At 63.4% G+C, this 15,380-nt stretch carries 12 protein-coding genes; 7 read left to right on the top strand and 5 right to left on the bottom strand.

All coding sequences use genetic code 11. The annotated features are described in order from the left end of the window. Positions 1 to 203: 203 nt before the first annotated feature. Positions 204 to 797, bottom strand: a complete 594-nt coding sequence (locus ACZXDY_RS26475) for a 3-keto-disaccharide hydrolase (protein ID WP_464347539.1) — start codon at positions 795 to 797, stop codon at positions 204 to 206. A gap of 238 nt (positions 798 to 1,035) precedes the next feature. On the opposite strand from ACZXDY_RS26475, the gene ACZXDY_RS26470 reads away from it, so the two are divergent. The 3 genes from ACZXDY_RS26470 to ACZXDY_RS26460 all read left to right on the top strand — a co-directional run bounded on the left by ACZXDY_RS26470 (position 1,036) and on the right by ACZXDY_RS26460 (position 2,219). Continuing rightward, a complete protein-coding gene (locus ACZXDY_RS26470; protein ID WP_130226867.1) occupies positions 1,036 to 1,500 on the top strand; it encodes a cupin domain-containing protein in 465 nt (154 codons plus the stop codon). Between the two features lie 68 nt (positions 1,501 to 1,568). Beyond that, positions 1,569 to 1,808 (top strand): DUF2171 domain-containing protein, encoded by a 240-nt coding sequence (locus ACZXDY_RS26465; protein WP_464347538.1) that lies wholly within the window; start codon positions 1,569 to 1,571, stop codon positions 1,806 to 1,808. A gap of 69 nt (positions 1,809 to 1,877) precedes the next feature. Beyond that, the gene (locus ACZXDY_RS26460; protein ID WP_028168724.1) at positions 1,878 to 2,219 is read left to right on the top strand and encodes a hypothetical protein; all 342 of its coding nucleotides are present in this window, start codon (positions 1,878 to 1,880) and stop codon (positions 2,217 to 2,219) included. Here the strand turns inward: ACZXDY_RS26460 and ACZXDY_RS26455 are convergent. Next, complete coding sequence (locus ACZXDY_RS26455; protein ID WP_464347537.1) at positions 2,193 to 5,756, bottom strand: bifunctional diguanylate cyclase/phosphodiesterase; 3,564 nt, start codon at positions 5,754 to 5,756, stop codon at positions 2,193 to 2,195. The two genes, ACZXDY_RS26460 and ACZXDY_RS26455, sit on opposite strands and share 27 nt — an antisense overlap. A gap of 362 nt (positions 5,757 to 6,118) precedes the next feature. On the opposite strand from ACZXDY_RS26455, the gene ACZXDY_RS26450 reads away from it, so the two are divergent. The 3 genes from ACZXDY_RS26450 to ACZXDY_RS26440 are packed head-to-tail and all read left to right on the top strand — an operon-like array spanning position 6,119 to position 9,347. After that, entirely contained in the window at positions 6,119 to 7,171 is a 1,053-nt protein-coding gene (locus ACZXDY_RS26450; RefSeq protein ID WP_464347536.1) for an Ldh family oxidoreductase, read from the top strand. Positions 7,172 to 7,187: 16 nt separating this feature from the next. Further along, the gene (locus ACZXDY_RS26445; RefSeq protein ID WP_464347535.1) at positions 7,188 to 8,555 is read left to right on the top strand and encodes an LLM class flavin-dependent oxidoreductase; all 1,368 of its coding nucleotides are present in this window, start codon (positions 7,188 to 7,190) and stop codon (positions 8,553 to 8,555) included. Between the two features lie 12 nt (positions 8,556 to 8,567). Continuing rightward, positions 8,568 to 9,347 carry a fumarylacetoacetate hydrolase family protein gene (locus ACZXDY_RS26440; protein ID WP_464347534.1) on the top strand — a complete coding sequence of 260 codons (780 nt, stop codon included), beginning with the start codon at positions 8,568 to 8,570 and terminating at the stop codon, positions 9,345 to 9,347. A 95-nt stretch (positions 9,348 to 9,442) separates the two neighbouring features. Here the strand turns inward: ACZXDY_RS26440 and ACZXDY_RS26435 are convergent, their stop codons facing one another. Next, complete coding sequence (locus tag ACZXDY_RS26435; RefSeq protein WP_464347533.1) at positions 9,443 to 9,922, bottom strand: Lrp/AsnC family transcriptional regulator; 480 nt, start codon at positions 9,920 to 9,922, stop codon at positions 9,443 to 9,445. 150 nt (positions 9,923 to 10,072) lie between these two features. On the opposite strand from ACZXDY_RS26435, the gene ACZXDY_RS26430 reads away from it, so the two are divergent. Continuing rightward, positions 10,073 to 13,555 carry an indolepyruvate ferredoxin oxidoreductase family protein gene (locus ACZXDY_RS26430; protein WP_464347532.1) on the top strand — a complete coding sequence of 1,161 codons (3,483 nt, stop codon included), beginning with the start codon at positions 10,073 to 10,075 and terminating at the stop codon, positions 13,553 to 13,555. On the opposite strand, the gene mctP is transcribed toward ACZXDY_RS26430, so the two are convergent. Together mctP and ACZXDY_RS26420 are read right to left on the bottom strand one after the other, a co-directional pair. Further along, complete coding sequence (gene mctP / locus ACZXDY_RS26425; protein WP_464347531.1) at positions 13,517 to 15,016, bottom strand: monocarboxylate uptake permease MctP; 1,500 nt, start codon at positions 15,014 to 15,016, stop codon at positions 13,517 to 13,519. The two genes, ACZXDY_RS26430 and mctP, sit on opposite strands and share 39 nt — an antisense overlap. Positions 15,017 to 15,031: 15 nt before the next feature. After that, positions 15,032 to 15,208, bottom strand: a complete 177-nt coding sequence (locus tag ACZXDY_RS26420; protein ID WP_028169316.1) for a DUF3311 domain-containing protein — start codon at positions 15,206 to 15,208, stop codon at positions 15,032 to 15,034. Positions 15,209 to 15,380: the final 172 nt, after the last annotated feature.

The raw sequence follows: 15,380 nt of genomic DNA, 5'->3' as shown, positions 1-15,380 counted from the left end.
GGCCCCAGCATGGAGTTTGAATCAGAAATTCCTCCAATTGGGAATCCCGATTCCGCTAAAAAACAACACGCTCTAGAAGGGGAGGTCGACTCGCGCGCCAGCGCGAACCGGGTGGGGATCATCTCTCTCCACGAGCAGCGGCGCCCGTGGCTTGACCCCCACCCCGCCCTCCCCCTTTCAGGGGGAGGAGAACACATCGGCCGCTACAACGGCTTGATCTGCACTTTCCGGAACTTGACCACGCCCGAGCCATATTGAAGCGCGATCGGACCGCTAGCGTGCTTGCTGTCCTGCGCGTCGACGGTCTTCTCGCCGTTGAGCACGACCACGAGATGCGGGCCCTGCGCCGTGATCTCAAAGGTATTCCACTTGCCCGCCGCCTTGGGCATCGGGTTGACCTTGCCGACATCGACGATCGCGCCGGTGCCGTAGGTCGGATCGGGCCGCTTGTCGAAGATATTGACCTCGTAGCAGACCTTGGAATCGATGGTCTTGTTGGTGTCGCAGCGGATGAAGATGCCGCTGTTGGCATCCTCGTCGGTCCAGAACTCCGCTCTGATCTGGAAATCCTTGTAGGGAGTCTTGCTGACGAGATAGGATAGATCCTTGCCGTCGAGCTTGTCGGCGACCAGCGCGCCGTCTTTCAACGTCCAGTTCGCCTTGCCCACCTCGTCCCAATCGCCCTTTTTGGTGCCGTCGACCAACGTGATCCAGCCGTCTCCCTCGGCGGCAGCGAGATTGAAGGACAGAGCGGTGCCGATCAAAAGACCGGCCGCAAGCGTCCACACGTGTTTCATGAAAAGCATCCTCCCGATGTTGTTTTGATTTGTGCGGGCAAACTAATCACGGCGGCATGCGAGCGCAAATCGATTTCGATGCTGCAGTTGCGTTGTGCGGGAAGCCGCGCATCCGCCGATCACGCATGCATGCGTGCGTCTTGTCCTTTGCCAGCGCCCCCGACTAGCATCGAGGACAACGGAGATGGACGAGCCCAATGGACAGGCCTAAGCGTCCATCCGAAAACGGGAGGAAGTCATGATCGTCAGCACCTGGCGTTACCTTGCAATCCCGCTTGCCCTCGCCGCCACGCTGAGCATCGGCTCCGCCGCCGAGCTCAATCCGGCCGCCGTCGTCTATAAGTTGCCTGACCAGATCCCCTGGGGACCGGTGGATGCGCGCGGCGCGCAGAATGCCGTGGTGGTTGGTGATCCCGCAAAGCCCGGCTTCTACGTGGTCTATACCAAGTGGACCAAAGGCAACCATTTCAGCCATCCGCATTTTCATCCGAACGACCGCTATATCGTCGTGCTGCAAGGCACCTGGTGGGTTGGATCGGGACCGAAGTTCGATCCGGACAAGGGCACCGTGGCGATGCCCGCCGGCAGTTTCGTCACCCATTACGGCAAGCAGGTGCATTGGGATGGCGCCAAGGACGAGGACGCTGTGCTCCTGATCATGGGCGAAGGACCGGCGACGGCAACCGCGGCGGAGGAGAAGTGATTTCGTAGGGTGGGCAACCTTTGCGGTCACCAAACGTTCATCTCCGCAAACGTTGAAGGAGATAAAACATGGCAATGGCCGCAGAGATCAGGGAACATATGGATGTCATCTCGTCGGACCGGAAGACGGTCGGAAAGGTCGATCATCTCGAAGGAACCGACAAGATCAAGTTGACCAAGCAAAGCTCGCCCGACGGACAGCACCATCATTTCATTCCGCTGTCCTGGGTCGACCATGTCGACCAGCACGTGCACCTGAACAAGACGGGCACCGAGGTGACCACGCACTGGCAACACGGCCGGCAATAGACGGCGACAGCGCCTTTGCGCGGGGCGCGGAGGCGGATATCATCGGGAGCAGAACAGAGAGAGCCCCCGATGCATCCAGCCGCGAAACTGCAATTCGAGCGCATCGTCGACGAATACGGACGCTGGCGCGCCATTCCGGAAAGTGAACGGCCGCCGGCGCCGGCCTGGTGGTGGGGCCCGGCATTCGAACTGCGCGAATCCGTGGTCGAATTGCCGACCGACTGGAGTGTCCGATTGCGCCTTGCCAAGGGCGCGACTTATGCAGCAGGCGCCGCCATCCTGCTCAAATCGCTCGCCGGCCAGACTTATCTGCCGTGGCCTTATGATTTCTCGCGCAAGGTGAAGTCGACCGATTCGGATGTACGCGAGCTGCATGTGCAGCCGTCAGATGACAGCGCGTTTCCGCCCTAAATCCGACGCTGCCTGATCGTCCGCGGCATCTTCCTCCGGCTGCAGTGGCGGAGAGATAAGCGCCGGCGCCGAGCGCAACAACTCGGCGAGCTCGCGCGGCGGCAGCGGCTTGCTGAGCCGAAAGCCCTGCATCTCGTCGCAGCCATGGTCGCGCAGGAAGCGCTCCTGCTCGGCCGTCTCCACGCCCTCGGCGATCACGGTCATGCCGAGCGCCTTGCCCATGCTGATGATGGCCTGCGCGATCGCCCGGTCCTCGCTGTCGCGGGCGAGGTCGCGCACGAAGGAGCGGTCGATCTTGATGGTGTCGATCGGAAACTGCTTCATCAGCGACATCGAGGAATAGCCGGTGCCGAAATCGTCGATCGCGAGGCGAATGCCGCGGCTCTGGATCGCATCCAGCACCCGGATCGCCCGGTGCACGTTGCGCATCACCATGCTTTCGGTGACCTCGAGCTGCAGCAACGCCGGCGACATGCCGCTTGAAATCAGCGCGCCATCGATGTCCTGCAGGAGATCCTCGTCGCCGAACTGCCGCGGCGAGAGGTTGACCGCCATCGTCACCGGCCGTAAGCCGCGGCGCTGCCAGGCCATGTTCTGCGCGCAGGCCTCCTTCAGCACCCAGCGCCCGATCGGCACGATCAGCCCGATCTCCTCCGCGAGCGGAATGAACTGGGCCGGCGCGACCTGCCCGAGATCGGGATGGGTCCAGCGCAAGAGCGCTTCGACGCCGGTGATCTGGCCGCTCGCGATGTCGATCTTCGGCTGGTAGAAGAGCGAGAACTGATCGCGCTCCAGCGCGCGGCGCAGGGCATTCTCGAGCGTCAGCCGCTCAATCGACTGCGCCTTGATTTTCCTGGAGTAGAAGCGGAAGCCGTTCTTGCCGTCCTCCTTGGCGAGATACATCGCCATGTCGGCGTTCTTGGTCAGCGTCTTGGCATCCAAGCCATCAGCAGGATACATCGCAACGCCGATCGAGGCCGTAGTCTGGCATTCGTGGCCGCTCAGTTGCAGCGGCTGGCTGAGCGCCGACAACAGGCTCTCGGCGATCGTTTCGACGTCGCCACGGTCGGTTTCTTCCAGGATGACGACGAATTCATCGCCGCCGAGGCGGGCGATGACGTCGCTCGAACGCAAGGTCCCGCGCAGCCGGTCGGCGATCTTGACGAGCAGCAGGTCGCCGGCGTCGTGGCCAAGCGAATCGTTGATGACCTTGAAACGGTCGAGATCGATGAACAGCAGCGCGAACCGACGCTGGTGGCGGCCGGCCACCTCGATCGCGTGGCGCAGCAATTCGTTGAAGGTTTCCCGGTTGGGCAAGCGCGTCAGGCCGTCATGCGAGGCGAGATATTCGATCCGCTCGTCGGCCCTTGCCTTCTCGTCGGCGCGGTCGAAATTTTCCAGCGCGAACGAGACGTTTTCGGCGAGACGTCGCAACAGCCCGATCAACTCGGGGCTGAAGGCGCCGATCTCGCAGGAGAGGAAGATGATGGCGCCGATCGGCTTGCCGTTCTTCAATAACGGAAATGCGGCGCCAGAGCGGGTGCCAGCGTCGCGCAGGACCTGATAGAACGGGCTCGAATCGCCGAAGTCGCCGAGATAGTCGTTGCTGATGCAGGGTTTCCGGGTGCGGAATGCGATGCCGGTGAGGCTCCGCCCTTCCGGATGCGATGCATTGATGGACAGGCGCACGTGGAACGCGCGCTCGCCGTCCGGACCGGCCGAAGCGACGTTTTCCAGGTAATCGTCGCCTGGCCGCTCCAGCGCGATCGCGGTGGAGGTGAAGTTGCCGCCGACGACGGCGGCCTCGCAGACCAGGTGGAACAGCTCGGTCCGCGACTTCGCCCGCATGATCGCTTCATTGGTGGCGCTGAGCGCCCCGAACATCCGCGTCAGCCGCTCCTTCTGCTCCTCGGTCCTCGCCTTCTCGTCCGCGCGCTCAAAGCTGCCGAGCGCGAACGACACGTTGTCGGCCAGCCGCTGCAGCAGTTCGGCGAACTCGGCGGTAAAGGTGTCGTGTTCGGACGCGATGAAGAGCATCACGCCGACCGGCTCACCGTCGACGAACAACGGGAACGCCGCGCCCGATCGCGCCCCCTCGCGTTCGATGATGTCCCGGAACGCACTGTCCACAATGTCCTTCAGGAAGTTGTTGTTGATGCTGGCCTGCCTGGAACGGAATGCCGTCCCGCAAAGCCCGCGTCCCTCCGGAACGGCCTCGTCGATCGATACTTTGAGATTGCGAGCGTTCTCGGACGTCGGTCCTGCGGTCGCCGCCATCTCGAGATAGTCGCTGCCGGGCGCGACCAGGAAGATGCTGGTCGAGTTGAACCTGGCGCCCTTGCCGGCCGCCTGGCACACCAGCTTGAACATCTCCTCTCGTGATTTCGCCCGCATGATCGCTTCGTTGGTCGCGCTCAGCGCCGCGAACATTCGCGACAACCGGTCCTTCTGCCGGTCGGCCCTGGCCTTTTCGTTGGCGCGTTCGAAATTTTCGAGCGCCACCGATACGTTCTCGGCGATCCGCGCCATCAGGGCGACGATCTCTTCGTCCGTCGCCCACGACCTGCCGACGAAGAACAACAAGACGCCGATGCTCTTGCCGAACTTGGTCACGGGGACCGCGATGCAGGCCATGACGCCAGCATCGTGTCCCACCTGCCGCCACGGACCGTCCGATTTCGGGATATCGTTGTTGATGCACGGCCGCTGCGTCCGGAACGCCTGCCCGCAGACGCCCTTGCCGTAGATATTGTCCGGATCGATCGAGAAGCGCGTTTGCGTGATCAGGTCGATCGCGTCGCCGGTGCCGGCGACCGGCTCGAGCCAATGGTTGTCAGGCTCGGCGAGCAGGACCACGGCGGCGACTGATTTCCCGCTATGAACGGCGGCGTCGCAGACACGCTGATAGAGGTCGTGCTCGGTCTTGGCGCGAAGGATCGCTTCGTTGGTCGCGCTGATGGCGCCGAACATCTGGTTCAGGCGGCGCATCGCCCGCTCGCTGCTCTTGCGCATGCGCTCATGTTCGAAATTATCCAGCGCAAACGAAACATTCGCAGCCATGCGCGCCAGCAGCGACACGAGCTCGTTGTCGAGCGAGCCGACTTCGCGCCGGGTGACGAGGAAAACGCCGACGCTGCGGCCATTGCAGATCAACGGCATTGCCGCCGCCGCGGTGACCTCGCTATCGCGAGCGCCGGCGCGCCAGGCGAGCGAGCGCGGGTCATTCAGATAGTCATTGCTGACGCAGGCCTTCTGGTCCCGAAACGCCTGTCCGCACACCCCCTCGCCCTCAGGCGTATTCGCAATGATCGAGATGTTGATGCCGCGCAGCCGCACGACATCGTCGCCGAACCCGACCGCAAAGCGCAGCAGGCTGGTCTCGGCATCCAGCAGGAAGACCGCCGTCGCCAGAAAGTCGCCGCTGGAAAACGCGGCCTCGCAGACCTTAGCGTACAGCTCCTCCGGCGATTTGGCGTACAGGATCGCTTCGTTGCTGGCGTTCAACGCCGCGAAGGTACCCCTGATGGTCTGCTCCAAGCGATCAACTCCCTGCGGCCGGTCTCGGCCGGCCCCGCGGGATTTTATGCGGAGCAGAGACCTAAGTGGACGTTAGGAACAGCTATAAGTTGCGAGTCAAAGTAAATGTGTGACGAACAAAGTCGGATAGAACCCCCGCAAAATTGCCGGTTTGTTGACGATTTCCTCCGCCCGCGAGTGCGACGCAATGCCTGCGAGGCACCGGTTCCCTGCCATGAGACCCGCCGCCCTGAAAAGCCGCGCCGGCGTCATGGCGGACCGGACATTCTGGTCTTGCTCGTCGCCCACGGCTTTGAGACCATGGCGAACCACAAACAAGCAAGATCCGCCGCGTGACACGGGCTTCGATACGAGGAAACCCCATGCCGATCGTCCACGCCGATCGTCTCACCCGCATCGGTGCGGCGCTGCTGCGCGGCGCCGGCGCCTCGGAGGAGGAAGCCCAGGCGGTCGCGATCGGCTGCGTCAACGCCAATCTCGCCGGACATGACTCGCACGGGATCATCGCGGTCCCGACCTATATCGACCGCATCAAGGCCGGCCATATCGTGCCCGGCGCGAAATGGACCATCGTCCAGGAATCGCCGACCACGACCGTGATCGACGGCCATTGGGGCTTCGGCTTCCACGTCAATGCCAAGGCGATGGAATTGACGATTGCCAAGGCCAAGACCGCCAATGTCGCCGCCTGCACCGTGTTCCGACAGAGCCATGTCGGGCGGCTTGCGCACTATCCCATGATGGCGATGCGCGAAGGCATGATCGGCATCGCCACTGCCGATTCCGGCCGCTCGCCAAAACACGTCGCGCCATTCGGCGGCCGCGAGGCGCGGCTCGGCACCAACCCGATCTCGATCGCGGTGCCGTCCGAGCTCGAGGCGCCGTTCTATCTGGACATGGCAACCTCGGCGGTCGCCGCGGGCAAGATCCAGCTCGCGGTCGCACGCGGCGAGCGGATTCCGACCGGATGGATCATCGACGCCGAAGGCCGCCACACCACCGACCCGACGGACTATCGCAAGGGCGGCGCGCTGCTGCCGCTTGGTGGCAGCGAGGGCTATAAGGGCTCTGGCTTGGCGGCCATGGTGGAAGTCCTGTGCGGCCTGCTCACCGGGCTTGGATTCGGCGTCGAGCCGACCGGACGCCACAATGACGGATGCTTCATGGCGGTGTTCAATGTCGCCGCCTTCCGTCCGTTGCAGGATTTCAAGCGCGAGGTGGCCGAGTTCGCCCGCTACCTGAAATCGACGCCGCCCTCGGACGGAAGTCCGGGCGTGTTCTATCCCGGCGAGGTCGAATTTCTGCGCGAACAGGAGCGGCGGAAGAACGGCATCGAGATCGAGGAAGCGACCTGGGACAAGCTGCGCGCGCTCGCCGGCGAGTACGGGCTGTCAAAACAACTCGATCTGGCGTGAGAGGGGGGACAGCGGCATGACACGGCAAATGGCACTGGTCGGTTTCCTGCAGGCGCAGAACTGCACCAATCTGCCGGGCTCCTGGCGCCATCCGCAATCGCGCGACGATTCGATGTCGGCGGATTACTACCAGGAGATCGCGCGGATCCTCGAGGCTGGCAAATTCCACATGGCGTTCTTCGACGACCGCCTGGCGATGCCGGACCGCTATGGCAACGATCACGCCCACACCGTCGAATACGGCATCCGCTGCGTGAAGATGGACCCGGTGATCGTGCTGACCACGATGGGCATGGTCACCGAGAAACTCGGCCTCGCCTCGACCTGTTCGACCACTTACTACGAGCCGTTCGACGTCGCGCGCCGCTTCGCCACCCTCGACCTCATGACCGGCGGCCGTGCCGGTTGGAATGTGGTGACTTCGGTCAATGACGGCGAAGCCCTCAACATGGGCCGCGAGCACCATCTCGAACACGATTTGCGCTACGACCGCGCCGACGAATTCATGGAGGTCGTGCTCGGCCATTGGGATTCCTGGGAGGACGGCGCACTCATCGTCGACAAGAAGAGCGGCCGTTTCGCCGATCCGACCAAGGTGAAGCGGCTCGATCACGACGGAAAGTTCTTCAAGTCGCGCGGACCCTTCACCGTGCCGCGTTCGCCGCAGGGTCATCCCGTCATTATCCAGGCCGGCGCTTCCGGCCGCGGCCAGCGTTTTGCCGGGCAATGGGGCGAGGTGATCTTCACCGCCGCGCGCAATCTTGCCAGCGCAAGGCAAGGCTATGAGGCGATCCGCAATGAGGCGGCAAAGGCCGGTCGCGATCCCGACCAGATGTTCCTCTGCAATCTGATCACGCCGGTGTGCGGCGCGACCAAGGCCGAGGCGGAAGACCGGATGGCGCTGATCCAGAAGCTGCCGCTGGAGATCGACGCGCTGTCCCTGCTCGCCGAGGGACTGAACTTCGACTTCGGCGCCAAGGGCATCGACGAGCCGCTGACGACGGAGGAACTGCAGGGCATGCAAGGCATGCTCGGCATCCGCGACGGCGTGCTGAAAACCTCCGGCAAGACCAATCCAACCACGCGCGACTTCATCACCTTCTCCGGCCGCGGCCTGGTGAAGGATGCGATCGTCGGCGGGCCGAAGGACATCGCCGATCGGCTGGAGGAGATGTTCGTCGGGCGCGGCTGCGATGGATTTGTCATTGCGGCGAGCTATGTGCCCGGTTCCTACGCTGATTTCGTTCGCCACGTCGTGCCGGAATTGCAACGCCGCGGGCTATTCCACCGTGACTATACCGGCAAGACGCTGCGCGAGAATCTCGGCCTGCCCCGTCCCGCGGCCGGAGCCTGGAAAATCCCGCCGCAGGTTGCGGCGGAATGAGAGAGCAGATCGATGCGCTGGCTTAAATTCACCGCCCAAGAGAAGACCTCCTGGGGTCTCGTCGAGGGTGAAAAGGTCGTCTCAGTGGACGGCGATCCCTTCGGCGAATGGCGGCGTACCGCGGAGACGCATGCGCTCCGAGACGTAAAGATCGAGCTGCCGCTGGTCCCGCGCACCTTCTATTGCGTCGGGCTCAATTATCTGAAGCACCTGAAGGAGGCCGCCGATAAGCGCGGCGAAATCCCCGCCGTGCCCGACCGGCCCGAAATCGGCTACCGCGCCCAGAACGCCCTGATCGCCTACGATGAGGACGTGGTGATCCCGGCGACCGCAACGGAAAAGATTCACTACGAAGGTGAGCTCGTGGTCGTCATCGGCAAGAAGGCAAAACACCTCGATGCGGCGAACGCGATGTCCTGCGTGTTCGGCTACACCATCGGCAATGACGTCAGCGAGCGCAGTTGGCAGAAGGCCGACCGCGGCCTCTGGCGCTCCAAGAACGCCGATACCTTCAAGCCGATGGGTCCATGGATCGAGACCGATGTCGATCTCGACAAGATGGAGACGGTGGTGCGGGTCAACGGCAAGGAGACCAACCGCTTCCGCACCAACGATATGATTTTCGGCATCGTCCCCTTCATCGTCGAACTGACGAAGTATTTCACGCTTTGGCCGGGCGACGTGATCTGGATGGGCACCGACGGCGCCTCGCCGGACCTGAAAGCGGGTGACGTGGTCGAGATCGACATCACCGGCATCGGCACGCTGCGCAACCGGTTCGTGAGGGAGTAGCGATAAGGTTTGTAGGGTGGGCAAAGCGAAGCGTGCCCACCATCACGAGCGGAGTGCTCGAAGGTGGGCACGCTTCGCTTTGCCCACCCTACGTCTCAATCCTTCCGCGGCCGCCTGGTATCGAACGGAAGCGCCACGCCGGTCTTGATTTCCTTCAGGATCATGTTGGTGCGGACGTAGCGGATGCCGGGCACGCGGAACATGAATTCGTCCAGGAACTGATTATACGCGTGCATGTCGCGCACCACGACACGCAGATGATAGTCGGCATCTCCCGTGGTCGCGAAACATTCCAGGACTTCACTGCGCCGTTTCACCCGCGCCACGAACTCGTCGACGAATTTCGCATCATGCCGCTCCAGCGAAACATGAAGGATCGCCGACGTTGCAAAGCCGGCACGCTCACGTTCCACCAGCGCCGAATAGCCCGATATCACGCCGGATTCCTCCAGGGAGCGCACGCGCCGCCAGCAGGCCGAGGTCGACATGCCGACCGCCTCGGCAAGCTCCTGGTTGGTCGCTCGTCCGTTCTTCTGCAGCTCAGTAAGGATGCGTTCGTCCTGTTCTTCGACCATGAGGGCACCTCCGTTTGGTAGATCCTACCAAGAACTAGGCCTTCCTACAAAATCCTACCGGTATGAGCTGTGTCGCAGGGATGAATTGGTAACACTTGCCGGACTGACGGGATTACCGTCGAGCGACTCGAATCCGACGCGAGGCCGGCCATGGACGCCATTCCCTCCCTCGACACCTATCAGCTTTCCGACCGCTATGAACGCGGTGAGGGCCGCGTCTTCCTCACGGGCACGCAGGCCATCGTTCGCATCGTGCTCGACCAGGCCAGACGCGACCGCGCGGCGGGGCTCAACACCGCCGGCTTCATCTCCGGCTATCGTGGCTCGCCCCTCGGCAGCGTCGATCTCGAACTCTGGCGCATCGCCAATCGCCTCAAGACGGAGCGCATCGAATTCCTGCCCGCGGTCAACGAGGACCTCGCGGCAACCGCAGTGCTCGGCTCACAGCAAGTCGAGACCCAACCCGATCGCACCGTGCAGGGCGTGTTCGGCCTCTGGTATGGCAAGGGCCCGGGCGTCGACCGTTCCGGCGATGCGCTCAAGCATGGCAACGCCTATGGCTCGTCACCGCATGGCGGCGTGCTTGTTGTCGCGGGCGACGATCATGGCTGCGTTTCCTCCTCGATGCCGCACCAGTCCGACGTCGCCTTCATGAGCTGGTTCATGCCGACGCTGCATCCGGCAAGCGTCGCCGAATATCTCGAGTTCGGCGAATACGGCTACGCGCTGAGCCGCTTCTCCGGCATGTGGGTCGGCTTCAAGGCGATCTCGGAGATCGTCGAATCCGGCGCCTCCGTCGCGCTGCGCCGGCCACGCATCTTCCGTACGCCCGATTTCACGCCGCCGCCCGGCGGCCTGCACTATCGCTGGCCCGATCTTCCGGGCCCACAGATCGAGGAGCGATTGGAGGCCAAGAAGCACGCGGTCTACGCCTTTGCAAAAGCCAACCCGATCGACCGCCACATCTACGACATCCCGCACGCGACCTATGGCATCGTCACGACCGGCAAGGCGCATCTGGACCTGATGGAAGCGCTGCGGCTGATTGGCCTCGATGAGGCTGCCTGCCGCCGCCTTGGCATCGACATCTACAAGGTCGGCATGGTCTGGCCGCTCGCGCTGCACGACGCGATGGAGTTCGTGAAGGGCAAGCGCGAGATCCTGGTGGTGGAGGAAAAGCGCGGCATCATCGAGAGCCAGTTCAAGGAATATTTCTACGACTATCCGGGCTCGAAGCCGGAGCGCATGGTCGGCAAGCATGACGAGACCGGTGCGCGCCTGATCTCATGGATCGGCGAATTGTCGCCACGCGCGCTCGCCGAGGTGCTGGCGCGGCGCCTCGACCCGATCTTCCCCGGCCTCGATCTTGCGAAGCGCGCCGCCGCACTCACCCCTGACGCACAGCGCGTGATCACGATCGCGGGCGCGACCCGCACACCCTATTTCTGCTCCGGCTGCCCGCACAACACCTCGACCAAAGTGCCGGAGGGATCGAAGGCGCTCGCCGGCATCGGCTGTCATTTCATGGCGAGCTGGATGGACCGCGAGACCTCGTCCTTGATCCAGATGGGCGGCGAAGGCGTCAACTGGGCGGCATCGTCGCGGTTCACTAACCACAAGCACATCTTCCAGAATCTCGGCGAAGGCACCTATTATCACTCCGGATCGATGGCGATCCGCCAGGCCATCGCAGCCGGCGCCAACATCACCTACAAGATCCTGTTCAACGACGCCGTGGCCATGACCGGCGGCCAACCGGTCGACGGGCCTGTGAGCGTGCATGCTATCGCACACAGCGTCCGCGCCGAAGGCGTGGCGCGGATCGCACTGGTCTCGGACGAGCCCTCGCAGTTCGCGCCCGCCGACTTCCCCATCGGCGTCACCATCCATCCGCGCGAGGAGATGGATGGCGTGCAGCGCGAGCTGCGCGACATTCCCGGCGTCTCCGTGCTGATCTACCAGCAGACCTGCGCCACCGAAAAACGCCGCCGCCGCAAGCGCGGCCAGATCGAAGAGCCGCCGCGCTTTGCCTATATCAACGACCTCGTCTGCGAAGGCTGCGGCGACTGTTCGGTGGAATCGAACTGCCTCAGCGTCGAGCCGAAGGAGACGCCGTTCGGCCGCAAGCGCCGCATCAATCTCTCGACCTGCAACAAGGATTTCTCCTGCCTCAACGGCTTCTGCCCGAGCTTTGTCACTATCGAGGGCGCAAGGCGCCGCGCGAAGCCGGCAAGCAGCATCGATCCGCAGGCGCGCGCGGCCATGCTGCCGCTGCCGGTGCTCGCACCACTCGATCGCCCCTATGATCTCCTGGTGACTGGCGTCGGCGGCACCGGCGTCATCACGGTCGGCGCGCTGATCAGCATGGCCGCGCATCTCGAGCGCCGCGGCGTCTCGGTGCTCGATTTCACCGGCTTTGCGCAAAAGTTCGGACCGGTTTTGAGCTATATCCGTATCGCCGCCCAGCCGGACGAACTGCACCAGGTCCGCATCGACCAGGGCGCGGCCGACGCGCTGATCGGCTGCGATGTCGTCGTCAGCTCCTCCGCCAAGGCATCGGGCACCTATCGGAAGGGCATGCGCGCCGCGCTCAACAGTGCGGAGATGCCGACCGGCGACGTCGTGCGCTTCCGAGATGCGGACCTTGCCGCATCAACCCGCCTGCGCGCCATCGAGAACGTGATCGGCTGCGGTCATCTCAGCACGATCGACGCCAATGCACTGGCCGAGCGGCTGCTCGGCGACACCGTCTTTGCCAACATCATCATGCTCGGCTTCGGCTGGCAGCACGGCCTCGTCCCGGTCTCGCTGAACGCGCTGCTCCGTGCGATCGAGCTCAACGGCGTCGCCATTGAGCGCAACAAGCAGGCCTTTGCCTGGGGACGCATCGCCAGCGTCGATCCGGACTTTCTGCCCGACGCGGATAGCGCGAGAACGATCGAAGCGGAAACGCTCGATCAGGTGATCGCGCGCCGCGCCGATTTTCTGACGACCTACCAGGACGTAGCCTATGCTGCGCGCTATCGGAAAACGGTGAAGCGGGTGCAGGATGCCGAGGCTTCGCTCGGAACCGAGGCGCTGACGGACGCGGTCGCGCGCGCTCTGTTCAAGCTGATGGCGTACAAGGACGAATATGAGGTGGCGCGGCTTCACATGGAGACCGGCTTCCTCGACGAGCTGCGCCAGCAGTTCGAAGGCGATTTCTCGGTGAGATATCATCTGGCGCCGCCGTTCCTGCCGGCGAAGGAGGACGCGCGCGGTCGGCCGCGCAAACGCAGCTTCGGCCCATGGATCAGGACGCCGCTGAAGATTCTTGCGCGCCTGAAGACGCTGCGGGGCACACCGTTCGACGTCTTCGGCTACACCGCCGAGCGCCGCGCTGAGCGCGACCTTATCGCCTGGTATGAGGAACAGATCGATGTCCTGCTCGGCCGGATCGATGCCCGGCGCATGCCCGATATCCTCGCGATTGCCCGAGCGCCGATGGACATCCGCGGCTACGGCGCGGTGAAGGACGCGGCGATCGCCAAGGTGAAGGCGGAGGTCGCGGGCCTGTCGGCGCAGCTCGCACAAGCTGCGCCGAACGAAGCTGCGTCAGGATCGCGCCGGGGCGCCGCGTTGAGCCGCCCGTGACAGCCAGGTCACGATCACGGTGGCGATCGCCGCAACGGCGATGTTGAGGATCAGCGCGCCGAGCCCGACATAGAAGGTGTAGCTGTCGCCGCCAAAATTGATCGTCGCCAGCGGCTTCAGCCCATTGCTCCACGCCGTCCATGATCCCCAGCCGATGCCGGCCGCCCAGCCGAGCAGCAACCCCTCGGCACGGAACCAGCGCGTAAACAGGCTGAACACCAGCGCCGGCAGGATCTGCATGATCCAGAGGCCGCCGAGCAGTTGCAGGTCGAGCGCATATTGCGTCGGCAGGAACAGGATGAAGGCCAATGCGCCGACCTTCACCACCAGCGAAGCGATCTTCGCCACTGACGCTTCGCCGGCGTGGGTGATATCTGGATTGACGTAGGACTTCCAGATATTGCGCGTGAACAGGTTGGCGGCGCCGATGCTCATCACCGCCGCCGGCACCAGCGCGCCGATCGCGATCGCCGAGAAGGCGAAGCCCGCAAACCAGGATGGAAACAGCGCCTTGAACAGCATCGGCACGACGTCGTTCGGCGAGGACACCTGAATGTGCGCGGCATGGGCCATGTAGCCGAGCAGCGCGATCAAGCCGAGCAGCAGCGTATAGGCCGGCAGCAGGATCGCATTCTTGCGGATCGTGTCGGCAGATTTGGAAGCAAAGACGCCGGTCAGCGTGTGCGGATACATGAAGGCCGCAAGCGCCGAGCCGAGCGCGAGCGTCGCAAAGGCCAGCATCTGCGACGGTTTCAGGATCAGGCCGGTGTCGCCGCCCTTCGCCGTGAAGGCATCGTTGGCGGCAGCGAACACTGCGCCATAACCGCCGAGCTTCGCCGGCACCACCACGACCGCCACCAGCACAACGATATAGATCATGATGTCCTTGACGAAGGCGATCAGCGCCGGGGCGCGCAGGCCGGAACTATAGGTATAGAGCGCAAGGATGACGAAGGCCGCGACGAGCGGCAGTTCGCCGCTCAGCCCCATCGCCTTGATCACGACGCCCATGCCGATCAATTGCAGCGCGATATAGGGCATCGTCGCGACGATGCCGGTGAGCGCGACCACGAATTCGAGCGCCCGCGAGTCATGGGTGCCGTGCACGACGTCAGCAGCGGTGACGTAGCCTTTCGAATGCGCCACTTTCCAGAGTAGAGGCATCACCGCGAACACGAAGGGATAGACGATGATGGTGTAAGGCAGCGCGAAGAAGCCGTAAGCGCCGACCGCATAGACCAGCGCGGGCACGGCGATGATGGTGTAGGCGGTGTAGAAGTCGCCGCCGACGAGGAACCAGGTGACCCAGGTGCCAAATTGGCGGCCACCCAGGCCCCATTCATCGAGATGCTCGCTGACGGCGCCGGATTTCCAGCGCGCCGCCATGAAGCCCATGACGGTGACGAGCGCAAAGAAGAAAACAAAGACGGAAAGTGGAATCCATTCGATCTGATCAGCCATGACGTGCACCTTCCTTCAGGCTTCGTCAGGCTTGCGGCTGCGATAGACCAGCCAGATTAAGAATGAAGTGATCGGCACCCAGGCGAGTTGATACCAATAGAAGAAGGGGAAGCCGAACAGCGACGGTTCCAGGAAATTATAAAATGGCACCCACAACAGGCCGACGAACGGCAGTAGCAACAAGATCCACATCGCGGGACTCTATCTCCAGGCTCGCCGGCGATCTCGCACCGGCTCGTGACTGGAAACGCTCTAATCAGTTGATCGTTGCTGAACCAAGCACATTTCGGCATTGCTGCGTTGCGCGAGTGGGCTTCATCTCAGGGCTTGGGAAGACAACCTCGTAGAAAACAGCCTCATAGCC

It is taken from the genome of Bradyrhizobium sp. LeoB3 (genome assembly GCF_055456055.1).
The sequence above is the reverse complement of the archived record's forward strand: the minus strand, read 5'-3'. Positions and strand labels throughout refer to the sequence as shown.